Source organism: Brachybacterium sp. HMSC06H03, assembly GCF_001807385.1.
Lineage (GTDB): Bacteria > Actinomycetota > Actinomycetes > Actinomycetales > Dermabacteraceae > Brachybacterium > Brachybacterium conglomeratum.
The window spans coordinates 1-22,710 of sequence record NZ_KV788712.1 but is presented as its reverse complement, the minus strand read 5'-3'; the positions used below and the strand labels follow the sequence as shown (position 1 = coordinate 22,710).

Below are 22,710 nucleotides of genomic sequence, written 5' to 3'. Positions count from 1 at the left end.
CCCTCCGCTCCGCCCTCCGTCGCCGCGACGACCAGCTCGCGCAGGACATCGTCGAGACGGGCACGCACCGCGACCATCGCGACGATGCCACCGCCTCCGTCGCCCGTCACGGCTCCCAGGGCATCCGACCCTACGGCTTCGGCTACTGATCTCCTCCGGCGCGCGCCCAGCGCCGCCGACGACGCCCCTGCAGGCAGTGCCTGCAGGGGCGTCGTGCATGTCCGGGCCGCGGATCAGCGCCCGGCGGCCTCGAGGATCCTCGCGACCTGATCGGGGGTGAAGCGGTAGACCGGACGCTCCACCTCGGCGAGGGTGTCGCCGGCGTTCGGGAACACCGAGCTGACCACGCGCGGCGCCCCCTCCCCCAGCTCCACCAGGCTCACGCCCGACAGGGCGAGCGACTGCTCGTCCGCGCCCGCCCCGACGGGGTCGACCACGTTGGTGATCCCGGGGGCGACGTGCACCGGGATCCCGGCGATCTCGCCGGTCATCCCGTGGTGGTAGTGGCCGGAGAGCACGATCCGCACGTCGGACCCCTCGAGCACGGCGGCGAGATCGTCGAGCCCGTCGAGGTCGAGGCCGCGCAGCAGCGGGGTCGCCGCGACGAGCGGAGGATGGTGGATCGCGAGCACGGTCCCGCCGGGCGCGGGCTCGGCGAGGACGCCGCGCAGCCAGTCCAGCTGTTCCGGATCGAGGTGCCCGTAGCCGGCGCGGGGGACGCTCGAGTCGAGCACGACCACGCGGGCCCCACCGCCGAGCGGCACGACCCGGTCCTGGCTCGGCGCGGTCCGCTCCCCCGGGGCGACCGTCTCGCCGTAGACGGCGGAGACGTCGTGGTTGCCCATGACGATCGCGAGCGGCGCGTCGAGAGCGGCCGCGAAGGGGTCGAGGATCTCGTGGAGCAGACGGTAGCTCTCCGCGGTGCCGTCCTCGGAGGCGTCACCGGTGTGGACCACGGCGTCGATGCCCGTGAGGCCCTCCAGGCGGGACAGGAGCCCGCTCAGGGCCGAGGTGGTGTCGATCCGGTCGTAGTGGCGGGCGGACGGATCACCGTAGAGGTGCGTGTCGGTCAGGTGCAGGATGCGCATGCCGGGAACGGTAGCGGCCGCAGGTGACGGGCAGGTGACGATCAGCCCAGCCCTCCGGCTGATCTCCTGCCGCTCATCCTTCGCAGCACGTCGATCAGCCCAGCGCCCCCACCCATTCGCTCGCGCCGTCGTCGAAGACCTGGTGCTTCCAGATCGGGACGCGCTGCTTGACGGTGTCCACGAGCTCGTCGCAGGCGACGAAGGCCTGCTTGCGGTGCGGGGCCGCGATCGCGCACACGAGGGCGGAGTCCCCGATGGCGAGGGGCCCGACGCGATGGGCGACCGCGACGAGGACGTCCGGATAGCGCTCCGCGATCTCGGCGGCGACCTCGGCGATCACGGCAGGGGCCGAGGGATGGGACGTGTACTCGAGCCGGTCCACGCCGCGTCCGCCGTCGTGGTCGCGCACCACGCCGTCGAAGGTGACCACGGCGCCGCAGCGCGGGTCGGCGACGGCTGCCGCCATGGCGGCCACGGTGATCTCCTCGGTGCCGACCGCGGCATGCCGCACCCGCTGCGGAGCCTCCCCCATCGCGGGGTCTCCCGCGATCCGCAGCCCCTGGGCCTGGGCGTCGCCGCGCTCGTCGGTGCCGTCCGCCGGGAAGGTGGTCGTCCCACGGGCCGGGTCGGCCTGGTCCGACGGGGTCGCCGGGTCCGTCGCCTCCGCGATCGGGTCGGACTCGCTCATCGCCGCCGTGGTCATGGCGGCGCGGGCCGAGTCGTCGGACCCATCGGCCCTCGCCCCGCCCTCCGGCCCGTGGTCCCCCCCGTCGCGCTGCTCGAGCAGGTGGTCCAGCAGCGGGTCGATCACGGCGATGCCGTCCTTCACCCCGCCGCGGGAGCCGGGCAGGTTCACCACGAAGCTCCGTCCCGCCATCCCGGCGATGCCGCGGCTGAGCAGGGCGGTGGCCTTCGCCGACTCACCCCGGCGGCGCACGGCCTCGAGGATCCCGGGCATCTCCCGCTCGATCAGCGGCGCGGTCTGCTCGGGGGTGACGTCGGTGGGGCTGATGCCGGTGCCGCCGGAGGTGATGACCACGTCGACGCCGTCGGCGATCGCCGCGGCGAGCGCGCGGCCCACCTCGGGGCCGTCGGCCACGACCTGCTTCTCGACGGGGGCCAGGCCCCTCCCGCCCAGCCATCGCTCGAGCCGCGGGCCGGTGCGGTCCTCGTAGGTGCCGTCGGCCGCGCGGGTCGAGGCGATGATGATCCGGGCGCTGCCGTGCAGGAGCGGCGGCGCGTCCGGGTCCTCGCGCACCGTGCAGTCCTCGTCGGTGCGCTGGGCGGGCATCTGCCTCATCGTTCCTCCTCCTGCGTCATCGCTCGCGGCGCGCAGCGATCGCTCGTCATGTGCGGTCATCGCCTGTCGCGCGCGGTCATCGCGGTTCCTCGCGGCGCCAGTCCCCGCTCTTGCCGCCGGACTTCGCGAGCACTCGGATCTCCTCGATCGCGGCGAGGTGGTCCACGGCCTTGATCATGTCGTAGAGGGTCAGCGCGGCGGTGCTCGCCGCGGTCAGCGCCTCCATCTCGACGCCGGTGACGCCCTTGGTGCGCACGGTGGCGGTGATCTCGACGCGGTCGCCGCGCGGGGCGAGGTCCACCTCGATGCCGGTCAGCGGCAGCGGGTGGCACAGCGGGATCAGTTCGGCGGTGCGCTTGGCGCCCATGATCCCGGCCAGGCGCGCAGTGGCGAGCGCCTCGCCCTTGGGCAGGTCGCCGCTCGCGATCCGGGCCACCACGTCCTCGCGGGTGACGAGGACGGCGCGGGCGGTCGCCTCGCGGGAGGTGACCTGCTTGGCGGTCACGTCGACCATGTGGGCGGTGCCGTCGGCCCGCACGTGCGAGAGCTCGCCCGCGGCGGTCGACCGGTCGACAGGGTCGGGGGCGGTGGTCATGAGTCTCCTCCGGGGATCAGCAGGGTCTCGAGCAGGTCGCCGTCGCGCACGACTGCGGTGCCGACGGGGACGATCGCGAGCGCGTCGGCCGCTGCGTAGCCGCCGATCAGGTGCGAGGACGCGCCGCCCACCAGCCGCACGGCGCCCGAGGGCAGGACCCGTGCCCGACGGTACTGCTCCAGATGCTCGGGCGAGGACTCCTCGGTCTCGAGGCGGACGGGCAGGCGCAGCCGTCGGCGCGGCGGCGCTCCGAGGGCGGGGCGGGCGATCAGCTCGCAGCTCAGCAGCGCGGAGACGGGGTTGCCGGGGAAGGCGAACCAGGGCACGCGCCGCCCGTCCACCTCGAGGGTGCCGATGCCCTGGGGGCCGCCGGGCTGCATCGCGAGGGTGGGGAATGCGAGGGTCGTCCCGGGCAGATCGGCGGCGTGGCGCACCACCTCGAAGGCGCCCATGCTCACGCCGCCGCTGGTGACGATCAGGTCGGGGTCGTGCGCGAGGACCTCGTCGCGCAGGCGCTCCAGCAGCAGCGTCGCGTCGTCGGGCACGGCGCCGCGGTGGACCACCTCGGCACCCGCCTCGGTGAGCGCAGCGGCGAGTCCGGGGCCGTTCGCGTCATGGAGGGTGCCGGGGGCGGGCTCCGCGCCCGAGGGGCCGCGCACCTCGGAACCGGTCGAGAGCACCACGACCCGCACCGGCGCCCCCACCTCGACCTCGCTCAGGCCGCAGGCGGCGAGGTGCGCGATCCGCGCGGGGGTGAGCATCTGCCCCTCGCGAAGCACGGTGTCCCCGCGATGGGTGTCGGAGCCGCGGCGGCGCACGAAGCGGCCCGGTGCGGCATCGGCCGGCGTGAGCGTCACGGTCGCCGGGTCAGTGCCGTGCGCGGCGTCCGGTCCTCCGGCACTCGTTCCACCTCCCTCGGCCCCCGCGCCGCCGGTGTCGAAGCGCCCCTGGGCGCTCTCCTCGACCGGGACCACGAGGTCCGCGCCGTCCGGGACGGGCGCACCGGTCATGATCGGCCGCGCCTGCCCGGGCTCGAGCCGGCCCGGCGCGTCGCCGGCTGCGATCGTCGGCCCGAGCGGGAGCGTCACCGCGGCACCGGGGCCCGCGAGATCGGCCGACGCGACGGCGAAGCCGTCCATCTGCGAGTTGTCCACCCCGGGCACGTCCACGTGCGAGCGCAGCGGCCGGGCGGCGACGCGGCCGACGGCCCGGCCGTCCAGCGCGACCGGCTCGGTCGCCCGCACGGCGGCGAGCAGTGCGACGGCGTCGGCCACGTGGTCGGCCAGCGGGCTGCGCTGCGCACCGGTCATCGCTCGGACCTCCTTCTCCTGTGCCTCATCGGCCCGTCCTGGTCCCCTCCAGTATGGCGCTCGCAACCGACGCTGCCCGACCGCCCCGTGCGCGAGAAGCTCTCCCCGGCGCCCGGTCCGGGTCGAGTCCGTGCCCGGTCCCACCCCGAAGTCCCGCCCCCGTCCCGCCGAGCCGTCCTATCCTGGAGGGACCCCGGAGCTGCCGGGCCGCTGAGCAGGAGGTGCGCGCATGTCGTCCCGACGGGTCTCCCTCGGCATCCCGGTGCCGCGCCGCACCGACGAGGCGGCGGGCGCGCTCCCGGACACCGCCGACCGACCGGACACCCCGGCGCTCGCGGACCGCTTCGGACGCGAGGCCACGGACCTGCGCCTGTCGCTGACGGACTTCTGCAACCTGCGCTGCACCTACTGCATGCCCGAGTCGGGGATGGTGTTCCTCAAGAAGGACCAGCTGCTCTCGGTCGAGGAGATCGTGCGCCTGGTGCGCATCGGGGTGGAGCGGCTCGGCATCGAACAGGTGCGCTTCACCGGCGGGGAGCCGCTGACCCGGCCCGATCTCGAGGAGATCATCGCCGGGGTCGCCTCCCTCGAGCGCCGCCCCGACATCTCCCTGACCACCAACGCGATCGGCCTGGACCATCGCGCGGAGCGGCTGCGGGAAGCGGGGCTCGACCGGATCAACGTCTCGCTCGACTCGGTGGTCTCGGAGACCTTCGAGCGCCTCACCCGCAGGCCTCTGCTGCACCGTGTGCTCGCCGGGATCGACGGGGCGCGCGCGGCGGGCCTGGACCCGATCAAGATCAACGCCGTCCTGATGCCCGGGATCAACGACCACGAGCTCCCCGACCTGCTGGACTGGTGCCTCGAGCGTGACCTGCAGCTGCGGGTGATCGAGCAGATGCCGCTGGACGCGGACCACCGCTGGGAGCGCTCCACGATGATCACCGCCGGGGACGTGCACGAGATGCTCGCTCCCCGCTACGTGCTCGCCCCGGTCGCCGAGCCGCGCGACGGCGCGCCCGCCGAGCTGTACGAGGTCGCCGACCGCGCCACCGGCCTGCACCGGGGCCGGGTGGGGATCATCGCCTCGGTGACGCGCCCCTTCTGCGCCGACTGCCGCCGCACCCGCCTGACCGCCGAGGGCCGCGTGCGCACCTGCCTGTTCTCCCGGGAGGAGACCGACCTGCGCACCGCCCTTCGCTCGGGAGCGGACGACGAGGCGATCGCGCAGATCTGGCGCGCCGCCCAGTGGGGCAAGAAGGCCGGCCACGGCATGGACCGGGCCGATTTCGTACAGCCGGAGCGCCCGATGAGCGCGATCGGCGGATGAGGAGGACCCGATGACCGACACCGCAGCCACCGACACCACCGTGCCCGAGATCGCCGTGCGCCTGTTCGCGGGTGCCGCCGCCGAGTTCGGGACTGACGAGGCGACCGTGCACGCCAGCACCGTCGGCGAGCTCGTCGAAGCCCTCGCCGCGGGTGCCTCCCCGGAGGCGGCCCGGGTGATCGGACGCTCGAGCCTGCTGGTCGACGGCGTGGCCTGCACCGATCTCGGCCACGTCCTCGCCCCCGGTTCGCGCGTGGACGTGCTGCCGCCCTTCGCCGGCGGCTGAGCCCGCACGCTGCCCGGCGGTCGAGCCCGGCACCTTCCCGACAGCTGAGCCCGGGTCCTGCCCGGCGGCAGGTTTCGCGCCTCGCCGGGCCGTGTCAGAGCCGCTGGATCTCGATGCCGCTGCCGGCAAGCCCGTCGAAGCCGCCCGCGAGCGAGCGCACCTGGATCCCCCGCTCGGCGAGCGCCCTCTGCGTGCTCGCCGACCGCGTGCCCGCCGCGCAGTACAGCACCGCGCCCGCGACCTCGTGATCGGCACCGCGCAGCAGCTCCCCCATCGGGACGTGCTCCGCGCCGGCGATCATGCCGCCCTCGGCCAGCTCCCGCTCCTCGCGGATGTCGATCACCCGCGCCCCGGCCGCGAGCAGGGCTGGCAGCTCCGCGGCGGTGACCTCGTCGCGGGCGGGGCCCGTCGGCCCCGGCAGCCCGCAGGTGAGCATCACGTCCTCGATCTCCGTGACCGGCAGGCGCTGCGGGTCCCGGACCAGCGGCAGCTCGTCCCAGCGGGCGCGCAGCGCGTCGTAGAGGGCGAGTCGACCGAAGAGCACGTCGCCCATCCCGGCGAGCACCTTCACCGCCTCCATCGCCATGGTCGAGCCGATCACGCCACAGAGCATCCCGAGCACCCCGGCCTCCGCGCAGCTGGGCACCTCGCCGGGCCGCGGCGGGACGGGGTGGACGTCGCGATAGGTGACGCCGCGCCCGCCTGCGCCCCAGAACACGCTGACCTGTCCGGAGAAGGCGAGGATCGAGCCCCACACCAGCGGCAGGTCGAGGATCTCGCAGGCGTCGGAGGCGAGATAGCGGGTGGGGAAGTTGTCGGTCCCGTCCAGGACGAGGTCGTGGCCCTCGAGCCGCTCGAGGGCGTTCGCGGGGGTGAGGGTCTCGACCACGGCGCGCACCGAGACCTGCGGCGACTGCGCATGCAGGTGCTCGGCGGCGGCGACGGCCTTGGACCGGCCGAGATCCGCCTCGGTGAACAGCACCTGCCGGTGCAGGTTCGTCGCGTCGACGGTGTCGGGGTCGAACAGGGTGATCTCGCCGACCCCGGCCGATGCGAGATAGGTCAGCGCCGGGGCGCCGAGCCCGCCCGCGCCGATCACGGCGATCCGCGCCCCGGCGAGGCGGCGCTGACCGGTCTCGCCCAGCTGCGGCAGCCGGATCTGGCGCAGGTAGCGGCCGAGGTCGTGCCGCTGCGCCGCAGGACGATCCGCGGGCACGGCGCGGTCGCGGATCCGGGGCTGGACGGGGGCGGGCAGGTCGACGGAGATCATGGGCCCAGTCTCCCCCACCCTTCGCGGCAGGGCACGACCTCGGTCCCGCGGGTGCCGTCCCGGGCCCGAGAGCATGAGGTCAGGAGTCCGCACTTCAGGCACGGACCAGGAGGTCCGGCCCCACGGTACGGGCCCCGCAGACCGGCCGGATCCGCCCGCGAACGGGGACGGGGCCCCAGGCGTCTCCGCCCGGGGCCCCGTCCTCAGGGCGCGTCCGCTCAGCCCTCGAGCTTGGCGGAGCCCGTCACGTAGCCGATCTTGGTCCAGTCCTTGCTCTGGAAGCCCCACGCGCCGTAGTTCGCGAGGTCCTCGTTCTGGACGAAGAAGTCATAGGACTGCCACAGCGGGATCGTCCCGGCGAGCTCCCACAGGTTCGCGTCGATCTGGTTGATCAGCTCGAGGCGCGCGGCATGATCGGTCTCGACGGCGGCCTGGTCGATGAGCTTGTCCGTGTCCGGATCGCCGATCTTGCCGAAGTTCTGCTCGCCCTCGGACTTCCAGATGGAGTCGCCCGAGGAGAGGAACGGGTTGCCGACCCAGCCGAAGAGGGTGAGGTCGAACTCGCCGGGGATGACGTACTTCGAGAAGAGGTCCGTCGGCGGCACCTTCTGCACCTTCATGGTGATGCCCACGGCCTTGAGCTGCTCCTGGACCACCGGGACCACAGCCTCGTTGGTCTTCGAGCCGTCGTTGTACACGTAGGTGATCTCGATCGGCGTGCCGTCCTTGGAGGCGACGAGGCTCTCGCCCTCACCCTCCAGGGTGTAGCCCGCGTCCTCGAGCAGCTTCTTCGCGGCCTCGGGGTCGTAGCTGCCGAGGTCGCCGGCGTTGTCCTGGTAACCCTCCTGGTTGGTCATCAGGAGGTGGTTGTTCAGCGGCTCGGTGTTCTCCGGGTAGGGCATGGTCGAATTGACCGAGAGGAAGACGTCCTCGCGGTTGATCGCACGGAACATCGCCTGGCGCACGGCCTGGTCGGCCAGCGGCCGACCCTCGGCGCCGTTGAGGGTGATGTGGGTCCAGTTCGGGCCCGCGGCCTGGCGCAGCACCGCACCGTTGCCGATCAGCGGCTCGACCACCGAGTACGTCGCCGGGACGGGGGTCTCGATGACGTCCAGCTGCCCGTTCTGGAAGCTGGTCGCGGTCGCGGCCGGGTCCTCGATGGTGGTGAAGAGGACCTGCTCGAGGAGCGGCTTGTCGCCCCACCAGTTCTCGTCGGGCTCGACGAGGACGGTCTTGTTGGCCGCGTCGATCTTGCCGACCTTGAACGGCCCGGCGGTGACGAGGGGCTCGGCCTGCCAGCCGGCGTTGAACGCCTCGGCGGACTCGGCGAGCGAGTCCGGCATGACGGCGGCGAGTCCGATCCAGTCCGCGTACTTCTCCTTGAAGGTGACGACCGCGATCAGATCGCTGTCACCCTGCTCGACCTTCTCGACCTGGTCGTAACCAACCGAGGAGGCGATCGCGTACTCCTCCTGGGAGCCGTCCATGACCTTGAAGACGTTCTCGATCGACTTGTAGTCGATCGGAGTGCCGTCGGACCAGGTCATGCCCTCGTTGAGCTCGATCTCCATGACCTGAGGATCCTCGGAGGTGAGCTCGATGCGCTTGGCGTAGTGCGGATTGGGCGTCACCTCGCCCGCGGCGCTGTACTGGTACAGGACCGGGTACATCGTGTCCATCATGTCGGTGGTGTTGCGCTCGTTGCCATCGGAGTGGAACGTGTTCCAGTTCGCGGGGAACGCGTTGTTGGCCAGGCGGAGCACGCCGCCCTCGCCGATCTCCTCGCGCTCCTTGGGGTTGATGTCGTTCTGGTCGGAGGCGATCTGCTCGCCCTCGCCGCCGCCGTCGGAGGCACCGCCACTGCCGCCGGTCCCCGGGTCCTGGCTGCACGCCGCCAGCGCGGTCATCGAGACGGTCAGAGCCGTCGCCCCCAGGATGGAACGCCGCGTCACACGCATATGAATCTCCTTCACTCGCGGTCCTCGAGATCGTCGAGCCCGCTGGCTGCACTGTCCCGGCAGATGTGGTCGGCGTTGACCACCGTGGTCGCGCCGTTCTCGCCGGTGTGAGCAGTCTTTCACCGGCGAGTTGCCGACGCGGACCAGGATCACCCTTGTTACCCGTTCGCAACATGCAGGGCATCCGTCCGCGACCGCCCCGGCACGGCCCCTCTCCGGGCACGGCGACGACGGGCGGCGCTCCGTGCGCGCCTCCCGTCGTCGCGAGCTCCCTCCCTGGTCAGGGAAGGGTCACTGGGAGTCCTCCCGGTCCGGGAGGAAACCGCCGAAGGTTCCTTCGAAAGCCTTGCGTTCGATGGCCTCGCGCCGCCGCGAGCGCGCCACCTCGGGGTCCGGGATCGGCACCGCGGAGAGCAGCTCCCGGCTGTAGGGGTGCTGGGGGTTCGTGAAGACCTCCTCGGTGTCGCCCAGCTCGACGATCCTCCCCTTCTGCATCACGGCGATGCGGTCGGAGATGTGGCGGACCACGGAGAGGTCGTGCGAGACGAACAGGAAGCTCACCCCGAGGCGCGCCCGGAGGTCGGCGAGCATCGCGAGCACGCCGGCCTGGACGGTGACGTCCAGTGCCGAGGTGGGCTCGTCGAGGATGATCAGCTTCGGGTCGCAGGCGAGCGCGCGGGCCACGCCGACGCGCTGGCGCTGGCCGCCGGAGAACTCGGTGGGGAAGCGCGCGGCGTGCTCGGGCAGCAGACCCACCATCTTCAGCAGCCAGTCCACCCGCTCGTCCATGCGCTGCTTGCTGTACCCCTGGACGCGCATCGGCTCCTTGATGATGTCCGCGATCGGCATCCTGGGGTCGAGGGAGGCCATCGGGTCCTGGAAGACCACCGTGATGTCGGAGCGCAGCGTCGACCGCTCCTTGCGGGTCAGCGCCCCGGTCTCCTTCCCGCCGATGCGGATGGTCCCCTCCTGCGGGGTGCGCAGCTGCATGATCTCCATCAGCGTGGTGGTCTTCCCGCTGCCGGACTCGCCGACCAGCGCCAGGCACTCCCCCTGGCGGATGTCGAAGGAGATGCCGTCCACGGCGCGCTGCTCGCCGATCTTCCGCCGCACGATCGCGCCCTTGGTGATCGGGAAGACCTTCGCCAGGTCCTCGACCTCGAGCACCGTCGGAAGCTCCTCGCGCGGCGGGCGCTCCTCGCCGAGGTCGGCGATCTTCTGCATCGCGGAACCGGCGACGCTGCGGGAGGCGCCCGCCTCGCCGGCGTCGACCCTCGGGACGGCGGCCAGCAGGTCCTGCGTGTACTTCTCGCGGGGGCTGAAGAAGATCTCGTCGACGGTGCCGAGCTCGACCATCCGCGACTCCTTCATGACCAGGACCCGGTCGGCGAAGCCCGCGACCACGCCCATGTCATGGGTGATCAGCACCGTCGCGGCACCGATGAGCTCCTGCGCGGACTTCAGCAGGTCCATCACCTGCGCCTGGATCGTCACGTCCAGCGCGGTGGTGGGCTCGTCGGCGATGATCAGCTCCGGCTCGTTCGCGATCGCCATCGCGATCATCGCGCGCTGGCGCATGCCGCCGGAGAACTCGTGGGGGTACTGGCTCGCACGACGACCGGGCTCGGGGATGCCCACCGCGTCCAGCAGCTCCTCGGCCCTCTGGCGGGCGCGGACCTTGGAGACCTCGGGATGGTGGATCCGCACGACCTCGGCGATCTGGTCCCCCACCCGGTACACCGGGGTGAGCGCGGAGAGCGGGTCCTGGAAGACCATGGAGATCGTGTTGCCGCGCAGGCGCGAGAGCTGCTTGTCGTCGAGCTCGAACATCCTGTGGCCGAGCATCTCGATCTCGCCGCTGATGGCGGCCGTGCGCGGGAGCAGACCCATCACGGCCAGGGAGCTGACCGACTTGCCGGAGCCGGACTCGCCGACGATGGCGAGGGCCTCGCCCTTGTGCACCTCGTAGCTGAGGTCCTGGACGGCGTGGACGGTCCCGTACTCGGAGGGGAAGGAGACGCTCAGGTCCCGCACGGAAAGGATCGGGTCGGACATTCTTTCTTCCTCAGATCCGGCTGGAGCCGCTGGTCGGGTCGAGGGCGTCGCGCAGCGCTTCGCCCATCAGGTTGATGGAGATGACCAGGGCGGCCAGCACCACCGCGGGCGGGATCCAGGTGTAGGGCGCGGAGATGTTGTAGTCCTGCAGGACGGTGCCGAGGGACACCTGCGGGTACTGGATGCCGAATCCGATGAACGACAGACCCGTCTCGCCGAGGATCGCGGCGCTCACGCCGAGCGTGGTGTCGATGATGATCCAGCTGGCGATGTTCGGGATGATGTGCCGCGTCATGGTGACGATCGGGTTCACGCCCATGAAGCGGGCCGCCTCGACGTACTCGGTGCGCACCAGCTGCTGGGTCATCGCGCGCAGCACACGGGAGGTGAGCATCCAGGCGAAGCCCGCCAGCAGCGGGATCATCCACAGCCAGCTCGCCTGCTGCAGCGCGGGGCTGAACAGCATCAGCAGCAGGATCGAGGGGATCACCAGGAACAGGTTGATGAGGTTCACCAGGGCGCCGTCGACGAACGCGCCCCACTTCCCCTTGTGGCTCACGTACCCGGCGACGATGCCGACGAGGAGGGCGAGGAAGGTCGTCAGGACCGCGGTGCCGATGCCGATCACGAGGGAGATGCGCAGGCCCTGCATGGTCCGGGCGAAGATGTCCAGCCCGTTCTCGTTCACGCCGAACCAGTGGTAGGGGCTCGGGCCGGTCAGGGCGTTGCGCAGGTCCCGCTCGAAGGGCCCGTACTGGTAGACCATCGGGCCGATGACCGCCATCAGCACGAGCACGGCGAAGACGACCATGCCGATCCACGCGCTCGGGTTGCGCAGGAACCGGCGACGCAGCAGCTCGCCGCGGCTGAGCGACTCGATCGCCGGTCCGCTCTCGTCGACCTCGGTGTCGCGCAGATCGGGGTCGTCGACGGCCGAGCCGATGACGGGGTTCGCCTCGGGGTCGGTGGCCCGGCGCAGCGCGGAGGCATCATCGGCGCCGCGGATGTCGTTGGGGTTCGTCATCGTGTCACCGGATCCTCGGGTCGAGCGCACCCTGCAGGATGTCTGCGAAGGTGGCGGAGAGCAGGGTCAGGATCGCCGTGTAGAGGACGACGCCTGCAGTGCCGTTGACGTCGGCCATCTGGATCGCGGAGATCGCGAAGCGCCCGATGCCCTGCCAGTTGAACATCAGCTCGACGAACAGCGAGCCGGAGAACGCGCCGCCGACGGCGAAGGCGAAGTACTGGCCCATGGGGATCAGCGCCATGCGCAGGCCGTGGCGGTTCATCGCACGTCCCCGGGTGAGGCCCTTGGCCCGAGCGGTGCGGAGGTAGTCGCTGCCCAGCACGTCCAGCGTCGTCACCTTCATGTACCGCGAGTAGGAGGCGGCGGCGGTGACGGCCAGCACGATCGTGGGCATGACCAGCGCCTTGGCCTGGTACTTGAGGGACTCCCAGGAGCCCGGTTCGAGCAGCGGGTTGATCGGGTTGATGGCCGGGAGCCCCCAGCCGGAGAGGTCCATGATCCCCTGGTTGGCCTGCTGGACGATCAGGATGATCACCGGCGTGGGCAGGGAGAGGATGAAGAAGGCGAGCAGCGTCGAGAGGCGGTCGCCGATCGAGTCGCGGCGCACCGCGGCGAGCATGCCCAGCACGATGCCGAGCACGGTGCCGATCGCGGTGCCGAGGACGACCAGGCGCAGGCTGATCGGGATCCGCGTGGCCAGCTCGTCCATCACCGGAACCATCGACTTGTTCGTGCCGGTGGTCACGCCGAGGTCGCCGCGCACCAGGCCGCCGAGCCAGTTGGCGTACCGCTCGAACAGCGGGGTGTCGGGGTTGACGTTGCGGACGTCGAGGTAGTACTGGGCGGTCGCCGCCGGGACCGGCTCCGTCGCGATCGGCGGGTACAGCACCTCTTCGGGATGCATGAGCGATGCGGACAGGAGATACGCGAAGCTCGTGGCGACGAACGCCAGGATCACGTAGGTCAGCACTCTGAGGGAGACGAACCTAATCACGCTTCCCCCTCGACACGCTGTTGCTCATCCGTCGGGTCCCTTCCCTGCGTCATCCGTCTCGTCGTCGCGGGCTCGCCATGGGCGGGCCCCGTGCCACTGAGGCGGCACCACGCTCGGTCACGTCGAGGCGACCCGGCGGCCGTGCACAACCGGAACCCGGTTGTGGCCCAGGTCTCTCGGCAGGCACGGCACACCATAACGCCTGCGATGGACGCGGCTTGACGAAACTGACCCACGGGTACGGGGGTGCGGCGAAGCTATGCTCGAATCGTGACCTTCCTGCACCTGCTCGTGCTCGCGCTCGGCATCGTCGCCGCGATCGCGCTGAGCGATCTGCTCGGACATCGGGGAGTCGGCGCGTGGCCCACCGGGCTCGGCGCCCTCGCCCTGGCCCTCGGCGCCGGGCTCCTCTACAGCCCCTGGCTCGCCGCCCTGTCCCTCGGTCTCGCTCTCGGGGCGGCGATCTCGATGATGGCCTCCTGGACTCGCGACATCGTCCGACGCCGCCACGCCCGACGCGAGCAGGCGCGGCGGTCCCAGGACGCTCGACGGAGCCAGCTGGAGGAGTCCGGCTCGCGTCGCTGAGGGACGCAGGAGCGTCACAGCACCAGGACGAGCACGCTCCGCTCCGGCGCACCGGCGAGCTCGCCGCTCCTCGGCTCCGCGCCCCCGACGGGCCCCTCCGACTCCAGGAGCACCATCGCGTCCGCTCGTCCGTAGGGGGCGAGCCGCCGACCCGGCACGAGGCGCACGACCTCACGGCCGTCGGCCGCGACCTCCCGCCGTCCGGGCAGGGCGTGCACGGTGCCGGCGGGACCGCGCCGGGGCCCGCCCCCCTCCCCGCACAGGAGCATCCGTCGGGGCGCGACGCCGTCGCGATCCAGCAGCGGGCGCACGAACAGGTGGTAGCCCACCAGCGCGCCGACGGGCGTGCCCGGCAGGTGCACGACGGGGACGCCGCCGGGCAGCGTGCCGTGGCCCTGGGGGCCGCCGGGGCGCAGGGCGAGGTGCTCGAAGCGGGAGGTCCCCGCTCCTCGCTCGCCGAGCAGCAGCTTCACGACGTCGTACGCGCCGTGGCCGATTCCGCCAGTGGTGAGCACGAGGTCGGCCTCACCGGCCGCGATGTCGAGCATCTCCCGCAGGTCAGCAGGGTCGTCGCCGCAGTGCCGGGGCGGGAGCGCATGCGCGCCGTCGGCGGCGAGGGCGGCGGCGAGCATCGCCCCGTTGGACTCACGCACCGCTCCCGGCAGGGGGTCCGCGCCGAGTCGGTCGGAGGAGCTGTCCGCGGCGAGCTCGTCGCCCGTGACCACCACGGCGACGCGCAGCGGGCGGAGCACCTCGAGGGCGTCGATCCCGAGCGTCCGGGCGAGGCCGACGAGCCCCGCGCCGACGCGGTCCCCGGCCAGGGCCAGAGGCGCGTCCAGCGGGATCTCCTCCCCCGCCCCGCGCACGTGACGGCCCGGGACGGGAAGGCTCTCGAGGGCGAGGGCGACGACGGCGGGGGCCGGACCGAAGGGGTCGGAGTCGGTCGCCTCCACCTCGACGACGGCGTCGGCGCCGCGGGGCACGGGGGCGCCGGTCATGATCCGGGCGGCGCTGCCCGAGGGCAGGTCGGGGATCTCGCCGGGGCGAGCCGGAAGCTCGGCCGCGACCGGGAGCACGGTGGTGCCGGGCGCGGTGAGATCCGCCCTCCGTACGGCGAAGCCGTCCATCGCCGCGATCGGCAGCGCCGGGACCTGTTCCGGGCTGCGCACCGCGGCGGCGAGCACCCGGCCGCGGGCCTGCTCGAGCGGGACGGTGTCGACGGAGCGCGGCGGCGTGACCGCGGTGAGGATCTCCTCGCGCCACTGCCAGGGCGAGAGTCTCTCGACGCTCATGGTCCTCCTTCAGCGGCGGGTCGAGGCGCAGGTCGCGGCAGGCCGATGTCGCCGCGGGCGAGGCTCCATGATCCCCCATGCCCGGCCGCGGCGGACGGGACCGTCGCTGGCTCCCGGCGGGCTGATCGCGGCTGCCGGCCCGCTTCGTCGCGGCCCCGTCCACAGCCATGGCCACGAGCGGCGCGGCAGGTGCATCATGGTGGGCATGCGCGAGATCCGATACGACAGCTTCGGGGGCCCCGAGGTCCTGACCCTCCACCACGACGCCCCGGTGCCCGAGCCGGGCCCCGAGGAGGTCCTCGTCCAGGTCGGCTTCGTGGGGCTGAACCCGCTGGACTACAAGATCCGCGACGGCTCCTCGGGACGGGCGAAGGACCTCACGCTGCCCGCGGGGACCGGCCGTGAGATGGCCGGCACCGTGATCGGCGCGGGCTCCGGCCTGGACGAGGCGGAGCTCGGCTCGCGCGGCCTCACCGTCGGCACGCGCGTGTTCGGCATGCGCGGCCCGAGCGACTCCCGCGGCGTCGCCGCCGAGGTCATCGCGATCTCGGCCGATGACCTCGCCCCGATCCCCGGCGAGACCGCCGAGGAGGACCTGCCCCGCTGGGCCGGGCTGGCGCTCGTCGGCCTCACCGCGATCGCCGTCGTGCAGGACACCGCCCGGATCGCCGAGCACGAGACGGTGCTGATCCACGGCGGCACCGGCGGCGTGGGCCAGCTGCTGATCCCGATGGCGCTCGAGGCCGGGGCCTCCCAGGTGCTCGCCACCGGCCGCGCCGCGAACGCCGAGCGGATCCGGGAGCTGGGCGCGACCCCGATCCCCTACGACACGAGCGACTGGGGCGAGGAGGTCCAGCGCCTCACGGACGGGCGCGGCGTCGACGTCGTGCTGGACACCCACTACCACTCGACCTTCCTGCCGAGCCTGGACCAGCTCGCCGACGGCGGCCGCATCGTCGCCCTGCCCAGCCTCGCCGACCTCTCCCCTGCCCTCGAGCGCGGTATCGAGGCGCGGGTGCCGTCGATCGTGCCGGGACGGGACCGGCTGGATCGCCTCGCGCAGGGCATCCGCTCGGGCCGCTATCCGCTGGAGGTCTCCGAGGTGCTGCCACTGGCGCAGATCGCCGAGGCGCACCGCCGGCTCGAGGAGGGCCACACCCGCGGCAAGCTGGTCCTGGACGTGCGCGCCTGAGCGACGACCCGTGCCGCGACGGTCGGCGCCGCGGCATGGGCGGTACGCTGGCACGATGGTCGCCACCACCTCCGATGACCCCGCTGCCGCGATGCGCGGGATCGAGCCCGTGCTGCAGCCCTCCGGGTGGGCGCTGCTGAACGCCCTACCTCCCTACGAGGAGAAGGAGGCGCTGCGGGTCTCGACCCGCCTGCGCGAGGCAGGCCACTCCCCCGAGCTCGTCTCCGCGGTGCTTACCCAGTCCCGTCTGCGCGCCCGCGCCGCGGAGAAGTTCGGGGGGTTCGCGAGCACCATGCTGTTCACCCCGCACGGCCTCGAGCAGGCCACGCGCCTGCCCGTCGCCGCGATGCACGCCGAGCGCTTCCAGCGCGCCGGAGTCGCCTCCGTCGCCGATCTCGGCTGCGGCATCGGCGGGGACTCGATGGCGATGGCCGCGCTGGGCCTGGAGGTCCAGGCGGTGGACCGCGATCCGGTCACCGTCGCCGTCGCCACCGTGAACCTGCGCCCCTTCCCGAACGCGAGCGCGCGCCTGGGCCGGGCGGAGGGCCACGACCCCCGCGACACCGAGGGGATCTGGCTGGACCCCGCCCGGCGCGCCCCCGCCCGCGGCGGCCCCCGCCGCCTCCACGACCCCGAGGAGTACGAGCCGCCGCTCTCGGCCGTGCTCGACCTCGCCCGGCGCCTCGGCCGCGACGGTGCCGCCGGTCCGCTCGGCGCGAAGCTCGGCCCCGGCATCGACCGCGACGCCCTGCCGGACGACGTCGAGGTGCAATGGCTGTCCTTCCACGGGCAGGTGCTCGAGGCGACCGCCTGGTGCGGGCCGCTCGCCCGGGAGGGCATCGCCTCCTCCGCCGTGCTGGTCGGCCGCGACGGCGCGCACCGCCTGGACCGCGGCGCGGACTCCGTCGGCGACCCCGCCGTCGGCCCGCTCGCCGACCATCTCTACGAGCCCGACGGCGCCGTGATCCGCGCCGGGCTGATCGGGGAGCTCGCCGCCCGGATCGGCGGCCGCACCCTGGACCCCACGATCGCGTACCTGACCTCCGAGCGCCGCGTCACCACCCCCTTCGCGAAGGGCTACGCGGTGCGGGACGTGATGCCCTTCGGCCTCAAGCGCCTCACCTCCTACCTGCGCGAGCACCGGCTCGGGGTGCTCGAGATCAAGAAGCGCGGCACCGCGGTCGAGCCCGACGAGCTGCGTCGCAAGCTGCGGCCCCGCCGCTTCGGCGAGGAGCGCGCCACGCTGATCCTCACCCGCATCGACGGGGAGCAGTCCGTCGTGGTCGCCTCCCCGCACGCCGCACCGCCCGGCGAGGAGCCCGATCGGCCGTGAGCACCTCCCGGGGGACGCAGCGTCGCGTCATCGCCCTGCTGCTGCTCCTCGCCGCGCTGGGAGGACTCGGCGCGGTCGCCCTCGGCGCCGCCGCCGAGCGTGCTCCGATCACGAGCTCGGGCGGATCGAGGGAGCGGGAGGAGCCGTCCCCTGCGCCGACCGCCGAGGTCCCGTCGGACCCCGGCTGGAGCACCCCGGAAGCCCCGGACCGGCCGCCCCGGACCGAGCTCGGCGCCGCCCCGCTGCTCGTCCTGCTCTCCCTCCTCGGCCTGGCCCTCGCGGTCCTCGCGGTGTGGCTCGCCTCCCCGCAGCCGGCCCGGTCCCCGTCATGAGCCCGGCCGCGAGGAACGGCGGAGCGGAGAGGACCTCGGGGGCACCGGGGACCGAATGGGCGACAGGAGACTCGGGAGCGCCGGGGACCGGGACGGCGAGGACGACCTCCGGTACGGCGGATGCTCAGAGAACAGCAGGGACCACGGGGACGCCGGGTCGCACGCAGCCGCCCGTACCCTCGCTCCGCCCCCGTCCCACCGCTGCGCTCGTCCGCGCCTCCGCGGTGGGCGTACTCGCTCTGGCCCTCGCACTGCTGCGCGATGAGCCTGCGCTGGTCCTCGCCGGGCTGCCCCTGCTGGCCTGGTCTCTGCTGGCCGTCGCCCGCCGCACGGCCCGCGGCGAGGAGCGCTCCTACCCCGCCCCGTCCCTGCACCTGAGCCGTCGGCGGCTCGACGAGGACGGCGCGGCGCGCGCCACGGTGACCGCAGGTCCGGGCCTGCTGACCACGGCGAGCGTCCCGAGGCCGCCGCATGCGGATCTGGCCCCGCGCCACGGCTCCCTCACCGGCGACGGCGGGGCGGCGCTGCGCCTCGGGGCCCGGCGCTGGGGCAGCATCGAGGTGGGGCCGGTGCACGTGCTGGTCGCGGACCCGCTGGGCGCCTTCCGGGCGCAGGTCGACCTGCCCCCGGTCTCGCTCCAGGTGGTCCCCTCCTCCGTGGTGCTCGATGCCCCCGTGGACGTTCCCACCCCGATCGGGGTGAGCGGTGCGCACCTCTCCCGGAGCCGCGGCGACGGCACCGCGCTGTCGGAGGTGCGCGCCTTCCGGCCCGGGGACCGCCTGCACCGGATCAACTGGCGGGTCACGAGTCGCACCGGGCAGCTGCACACCAATGCGACCTTCACCGAGCAGGACACCGAGGTCCTCGTCGTCACCGACACCACCGCGGACGTCTCCCCCGCCCCCTGGGCCGGCGAGGACGCGCCCACCAGCCTCGACATGACGATCCGCGCCACGACCGCCGTGGCACGCCACTATCTCGGCGTCGGCGACCGAGTCGCACTGCTCGACATCGGACGGCTGATCGGCGCGGTGCCGCCCGGCTCCGGCCCCCGTCAGCTGCGGGTGCTCACCGATGCGCTGTCCCGCGCCGCCCGAGACCCGGGCGCGCTCCGTCCCCTCCCCCGCCTGCCCGCGGTGCGGACCGGCACGCTGACGGTGGTGTGCTCGCCCCTGCTCCGCCCCGAGGTGATCACCAGGATCGGGGAGCTCCTCGCCCAGGGCGCGGACGTGATCGTCGTGGACACGCTCCCGCCGAGCGTCGGGGACACCTCCGTGCTGCGCGGGCGGCCGCTGCGGCTCGAGGGCCGGGTCTCCGAGCGCTTCTGGCCCGAGGCGTGGGCGCTGCGGAGGCTCGAGCGGGAGCGGACGGTGCGCGAACTGCGGGAGGCGGGCGTCCCGGTCACCGCGTGGGAGGGACCCGCCTCGCTGGCCCCGGTGCTCCTGTCCCTGTCCGCCGCGCGCGGTGCACCGCGGCGGAGGAGGTCCTGATGCGTCTGTCGTCCCTGCTCGACCCGCTCGCCGACGCCCTGCTCGCGCTGCGCGGGATCAGTCCCGTGCAGTGGGCACTGCGCGGCACCGGCACCGCGGCGGCGCTCGCCGCGGCGGCGCTCGCGCTGTCCGGCCCGGGACTCGCGGCGATGCACCTGGGGGTCGTGCTGGTGGGGATCGTCTGTCTCACGGCCCTCGCCGCGCAGTGGCTCGATCCCGACACGGACCTCGGGATGCTGGCGCCGACGGCGGTGGTGATCGCGCTGGCGGTGCGGGCCGATCTGGACGTGGTGCTCGCCGGGTCGACGGGTCTGCTGCTGCTCGCGAGCCATGCCGCCTTCGCGCTCGCGGCCGTCATGCCCGCGCACGGGGCCCTCGACCGCGAGGCCCTGCGTCTCGCTCTGCGCGCGCTCATCGGGGTGCTCGTGCTGACGCTGGTGGGCGGGGTGCTCGTCGTGCTGCTCGCCCAGGTGCAGCTCGGGCCGTGGGCCCTGGTGGTCGCCGCGGCCGCCGTCGTCGCGCTGTGGATCGTCGTGATGCCGCGAGGGCGCTGAGGTCAGGGCGGGGCGGAACGAGGCCTGCCGGACGATGTTCGTCAGCCGGTGCGCGCTTCCGGCAGGTCCTCGGGATCCGACGGCCGGTCGTCGTCGTCCGCGACTGTCGTGCTCTGCCGATGAGCGGGGGCCGGGGCGTCGCCGTCGTCGACGGGCTCGTCCGGGAGGATCTCAGCGCGGGCCCCGCCGTCCCCGTCCAGGAGACGCCTCAGCCGCGGGGAGGTCGACTGATAGATGTGCCCCGTGGGGTCCTGATCGTGAGGCGGTGCGGTCGGTCGTCGCTCGCCGGGTCGACCGTCGACTCCCATCCCGGCATCTCCTTGACGAGGTTGAAGCGCTGGCAGTGGCCGATGCCGTTGTCCGCGTCAGTGCTGCCGCCGTCGGCGAAGCGATGCGCGTGGTCGATGTCGTGGATCGGCGCATCGCACCACGGCGTGCGGCAGCGCTGATCGCGCAGCAGGATGAATCGTCGGACCTGCCCACGGAAGAGTCGTCGCCTGGCGTCGACCTCGGTCAGGTCTCCGACCCTGACGTCGGCGTAGAGGCGACGGATCCATCGCGCCGCGCTGCTGATCTCCGGCGGGGGTGCGGGAGCATCTGCGGCCACGTGTGCTGGGGACGGGAGCGTCGGCACACCGAGCGCGAGGTCGCGGGCGACTCGTCCGGGAAGTGGATGCCCCTCGATCCATGCCGTCGCCTCCGCGTCGGCGAGGAGGGTCATGTCGGTCATGAGCAGCTGGATCTCGATGGGGATGTCGTCGGGGCTCTCGAGCCCGCAGGCGCGGGCTGTGAGGGTGTCGGCCATGATCTGGCCCTTGGTGCGCGGGTCCCCGGCAGCCTTCGCCGATCGCGCCGCCTCGGTCAGCACTTTCAGCACCGCGACGCCGTCCTTCACGGGGAGCGTGGCACGGAGGATCGACATGCCGTCGACGGCCGGCTGGAGCGAGACCCGTCGATCGGCGACCGCGCGCTGGTGCCGCCGCACCGCCGCACCTGCGTCGAGCTCCTGCGCCCGGGCACGGGCGAGGTCCCCGGCCCGGCGCGCGGTGACCGACGGCAGCTGGTCGGCGAGGTCGACATCGACGCGCGTCCGGTCCTCCTCCTCGAGCACCAGCACGTTCTCGGCGACCCTGCGGGCGGCGTACTCGCTGATCTCCCCCGCCTCGAGCAGCTCGCTGGTGCGCGGCAGGGATCCGAGCAGCACCCGGTGCAGAGCGACCTCGTCGGACGCCTGCTTCGGGGTGATGCGACGGGCGAGGGCGACCTGGTCGGCGATTCCGCGGCCCCGCTGTCCGAGGGGCACTCCCTGTCGCTGCTGCTCGCGGATCTGCGAGTCCCAGAAGGCGGCCTCGGCCCGGGCCTGTGCGGCGGCGAGCCGTCCTTTGGCACGCTCCGTCGCGGCGATCAGATCGATCAGTGCGGCGTCCTCCTCTGCGGCGAGCGCCTCAGCCGACGGGGCAGTGTCGAGGAGATACGACAGCTGATCGGCCCAGTCCAGTGCGGACTCCGGCATGGCTCCCCTCCCCTCGCTCTGCGGTGGTCCCGACGGCTCCGAGAGCGGCGCGACCTGACGAGCCCAGCCTGGTCGCCTCGTCGACGAGGTGCCAGCGTCAGCGCCGGGATGTGGATCTACACGGCGTGTGGAGGAGACGTCCGACAACGGACAGCAGCGGACTTGCGCGGGGCTCTCGATGCGTGGCGCCGAAGTCTCGCCCTCCTCCCGATGCGTGGTGCCGGGCCCTCGCCGTCTCTCCCGATGCGTGGTGCCGGGGTCTCCACTTCTCGCTGTCACGCCCTCGGCGGAACCGGCGTGACCGGCGTCGCTCGCCCTTCCCGCCCGCCGCCGACCGGGGCTACCGTGCTGAGCATGTGGCAGATGATGGATCTCCTGTACGCGCACAAGAAGGACATGGTCGCGCCGGAGGACGCCCTGCCCGGCCGCGACGCCTACCCCTACCCGCTCGCGCGCGAGCACCTCGTGCTCGGCACCGACATGCTCGGGCCCGACGCTCCCCGTGACCGGCACCCCTGGCCCGAGGACGCCGAGGAGCTGATCCTCGCCGGCGGCTGCTTCTGGGGCATCGAGCGGATCGCCTGGCAGATCCCGGGCGTGCACACCACCTCGGCCGGCTACGCGGGCGGCTACACGCCGCACCCCACCTATGACGAGGTGTTCTCCGCCCGGACCGGCCACGCCGAGGCCGTGCGCGTGATCTACACCGGCGGCGAGGACACCCTGCGAGCGCTCCTGACCGAGTTCTGGCAGCAGCACGACCCGACCACCGCGAACCGCCAGGGCAACGACGTGGGCACCGAGTACCGCAGCGCCGTGTACTGGACCACGGACACGCAGGGCGAGATCGTGCGCGACTCCGCCACCCGCTACCAGGAGGCGCTGGACTCCGCCGGTCGCGGCACGATCACCACCGAGCTCGCGCCGCTGGCCGAGTCCGGGAACGGCGTCTACTACACCGCGGAACCCGAGCACCAGCAGTACCTCGAGAAGAACCCCACCGGCTACTGCAACCACGGGTTCAACGGGGTCGCCTGCTCGCTCTGAGACGCAGGCCGGTCAGCGCTGCGGCAGGCCGTCCCCGGTGTCGCCGCCCATGAGGTTGCGCCGCCCGCCGATATCGGGACCGCCGCTCGCCCGGGGTGCGGCGGGTGCGGCGCCCATCAGCTGCGCCGCGAAGCCGCCGGCCTCGCGCGGGAGCGGGGC

Annotated in this window: 20 protein-coding genes; 9 read left to right on the top strand and 11 right to left on the bottom strand. The window is 73.2% G+C overall.

Features of this window, described 5'->3' with window-relative positions; translation table 11 throughout:
* Positions 1 to 233 precede the first annotated feature (233 nt).
* The 4 genes from HMPREF3159_RS04920 to glp form a co-directional block, all read right to left on the bottom strand.
* Entirely contained in the window at positions 234 to 1,088 is an 855-nt protein-coding gene (locus HMPREF3159_RS04920; RefSeq protein ID WP_070499936.1) for a metallophosphoesterase family protein, read from the bottom strand.
* A gap of 94 nt (positions 1,089 to 1,182) precedes the next feature.
* Positions 1,183 to 2,388: a molybdenum cofactor biosynthesis protein MoaE gene (locus tag HMPREF3159_RS04915; RefSeq protein ID WP_083305799.1), complete on the bottom strand. Its 1,206-nt coding sequence runs from the start codon at positions 2,386 to 2,388 to the stop codon at positions 1,183 to 1,185.
* Positions 2,389 to 2,464: 76 nt separating this feature from the next.
* Positions 2,465 to 2,983 (bottom strand): cyclic pyranopterin monophosphate synthase MoaC, encoded by a 519-nt coding sequence (gene moaC, locus HMPREF3159_RS04910; RefSeq protein WP_070499935.1) that lies wholly within the window; start codon positions 2,981 to 2,983, stop codon positions 2,465 to 2,467.
* On the bottom strand, positions 2,980 to 4,293 hold the full coding sequence (glp, locus tag HMPREF3159_RS04905; RefSeq protein WP_070499934.1) for a molybdopterin molybdotransferase MoeA: 1,314 nt from the start codon (positions 4,291 to 4,293) through the stop codon (positions 2,980 to 2,982). The genes moaC and glp overlap by 4 nt, the downstream gene beginning before the upstream one ends.
* Positions 4,294 to 4,522: 229 nt before the next feature.
* On the opposite strand from glp, the gene moaA reads away from it, so the two are divergent.
* Positions 4,523 to 5,623 carry a GTP 3',8-cyclase MoaA gene (gene moaA, locus HMPREF3159_RS04900; protein ID WP_141748074.1) on the top strand — a complete coding sequence of 367 codons (1,101 nt, stop codon included), beginning with the start codon at positions 4,523 to 4,525 and terminating at the stop codon, positions 5,621 to 5,623.
* A gap of 10 nt (positions 5,624 to 5,633) precedes the next feature.
* A complete protein-coding gene (locus HMPREF3159_RS04895; protein ID WP_070499933.1) occupies positions 5,634 to 5,909 on the top strand; it encodes a MoaD/ThiS family protein in 276 nt (91 codons plus the stop codon).
* Between the two features lie 94 nt (positions 5,910 to 6,003).
* On the opposite strand, the gene HMPREF3159_RS04890 is transcribed toward HMPREF3159_RS04895, so the two are convergent.
* The 5 genes from HMPREF3159_RS04890 to HMPREF3159_RS04870 all read right to left on the bottom strand — a co-directional run bounded on the left by HMPREF3159_RS04890 (position 6,004) and on the right by HMPREF3159_RS04870 (position 13,213).
* Complete coding sequence (locus HMPREF3159_RS04890; RefSeq protein WP_070499932.1) at positions 6,004 to 7,179, bottom strand: ThiF family adenylyltransferase; 1,176 nt, start codon at positions 7,177 to 7,179, stop codon at positions 6,004 to 6,006.
* A 218-nt stretch (positions 7,180 to 7,397) separates the two neighbouring features.
* A complete protein-coding gene (locus HMPREF3159_RS04885; RefSeq protein WP_070499931.1) occupies positions 7,398 to 9,137 on the bottom strand; it encodes an ABC transporter family substrate-binding protein in 1,740 nt (579 codons plus the stop codon).
* Between the two features lie 291 nt (positions 9,138 to 9,428).
* Entirely contained in the window at positions 9,429 to 11,192 is a 1,764-nt protein-coding gene (locus tag HMPREF3159_RS04880; RefSeq protein ID WP_070499930.1) for an ABC transporter ATP-binding protein, read from the bottom strand.
* Positions 11,193 to 11,202: 10 nt separating this feature from the next.
* Positions 11,203 to 12,216, bottom strand: coding sequence for an ABC transporter permease (locus HMPREF3159_RS04875; protein ID WP_083305798.1), 1,014 nt, complete (start codon positions 12,214 to 12,216; stop codon positions 11,203 to 11,205).
* Between the two features lie 4 nt (positions 12,217 to 12,220).
* Positions 12,221 to 13,213 carry an ABC transporter permease gene (locus tag HMPREF3159_RS04870; protein ID WP_070499929.1) on the bottom strand — a complete coding sequence of 331 codons (993 nt, stop codon included), beginning with the start codon at positions 13,211 to 13,213 and terminating at the stop codon, positions 12,221 to 12,223.
* Between the two features lie 270 nt (positions 13,214 to 13,483).
* On the opposite strand from HMPREF3159_RS04870, the gene HMPREF3159_RS04865 reads away from it, so the two are divergent.
* The gene (locus tag HMPREF3159_RS04865; RefSeq protein ID WP_070499928.1) at positions 13,484 to 13,798 is read left to right on the top strand and encodes a hypothetical protein; all 315 of its coding nucleotides are present in this window, start codon (positions 13,484 to 13,486) and stop codon (positions 13,796 to 13,798) included.
* A gap of 14 nt (positions 13,799 to 13,812) precedes the next feature.
* On the opposite strand, the gene HMPREF3159_RS04860 is transcribed toward HMPREF3159_RS04865, so the two are convergent.
* Complete coding sequence (locus HMPREF3159_RS04860) at positions 13,813 to 15,090, bottom strand: molybdopterin molybdotransferase MoeA (protein WP_070499927.1); 1,278 nt, start codon at positions 15,088 to 15,090, stop codon at positions 13,813 to 13,815.
* Between the two features lie 205 nt (positions 15,091 to 15,295).
* On the opposite strand from HMPREF3159_RS04860, the gene HMPREF3159_RS04855 reads away from it, so the two are divergent.
* The 5 genes from HMPREF3159_RS04855 to HMPREF3159_RS04835 all read left to right on the top strand — a co-directional run bounded on the left by HMPREF3159_RS04855 (position 15,296) and on the right by HMPREF3159_RS04835 (position 19,991).
* A complete protein-coding gene (locus HMPREF3159_RS04855) occupies positions 15,296 to 16,282 on the top strand; it encodes an NADP-dependent oxidoreductase (RefSeq protein ID WP_070499939.1) in 987 nt (328 codons plus the stop codon).
* Positions 16,283 to 16,337: 55 nt separating this feature from the next.
* Positions 16,338 to 17,615, top strand: a complete 1,278-nt coding sequence (locus HMPREF3159_RS04850; RefSeq protein ID WP_070499926.1) for a THUMP-like domain-containing protein — start codon at positions 16,338 to 16,340, stop codon at positions 17,613 to 17,615.
* On the top strand, positions 17,612 to 17,947 hold the full coding sequence (locus tag HMPREF3159_RS04845; RefSeq protein ID WP_070499925.1) for a hypothetical protein: 336 nt from the start codon (positions 17,612 to 17,614) through the stop codon (positions 17,945 to 17,947). Before HMPREF3159_RS04850 ends, HMPREF3159_RS04845 begins: the two co-directional genes overlap by 4 nt.
* Positions 17,948 to 18,171: 224 nt before the next feature.
* Entirely contained in the window at positions 18,172 to 19,437 is a 1,266-nt protein-coding gene (locus HMPREF3159_RS04840; protein ID WP_070499924.1) for a DUF58 domain-containing protein, read from the top strand.
* Positions 19,437 to 19,991, top strand: coding sequence for a hypothetical protein (locus tag HMPREF3159_RS04835; protein ID WP_070499923.1), 555 nt, complete (start codon positions 19,437 to 19,439; stop codon positions 19,989 to 19,991). The genes HMPREF3159_RS04840 and HMPREF3159_RS04835 overlap by 1 nt, the downstream gene beginning before the upstream one ends.
* Before the next feature lie 208 nt (positions 19,992 to 20,199).
* On the opposite strand, the gene HMPREF3159_RS04830 is transcribed toward HMPREF3159_RS04835, so the two are convergent.
* On the bottom strand, positions 20,200 to 21,504 hold the full coding sequence (locus HMPREF3159_RS04830) for an HNH endonuclease (protein WP_070499922.1): 1,305 nt from the start codon (positions 21,502 to 21,504) through the stop codon (positions 20,200 to 20,202).
* A 363-nt stretch (positions 21,505 to 21,867) separates the two neighbouring features.
* On the opposite strand from HMPREF3159_RS04830, the gene msrA reads away from it, so the two are divergent.
* Positions 21,868 to 22,551: a peptide-methionine (S)-S-oxide reductase MsrA gene (msrA, locus tag HMPREF3159_RS04825; RefSeq protein ID WP_083305800.1), complete on the top strand. Its 684-nt coding sequence runs from the start codon at positions 21,868 to 21,870 to the stop codon at positions 22,549 to 22,551.
* The last annotated feature ends 159 nt before the right edge of the window (positions 22,552 to 22,710 follow it).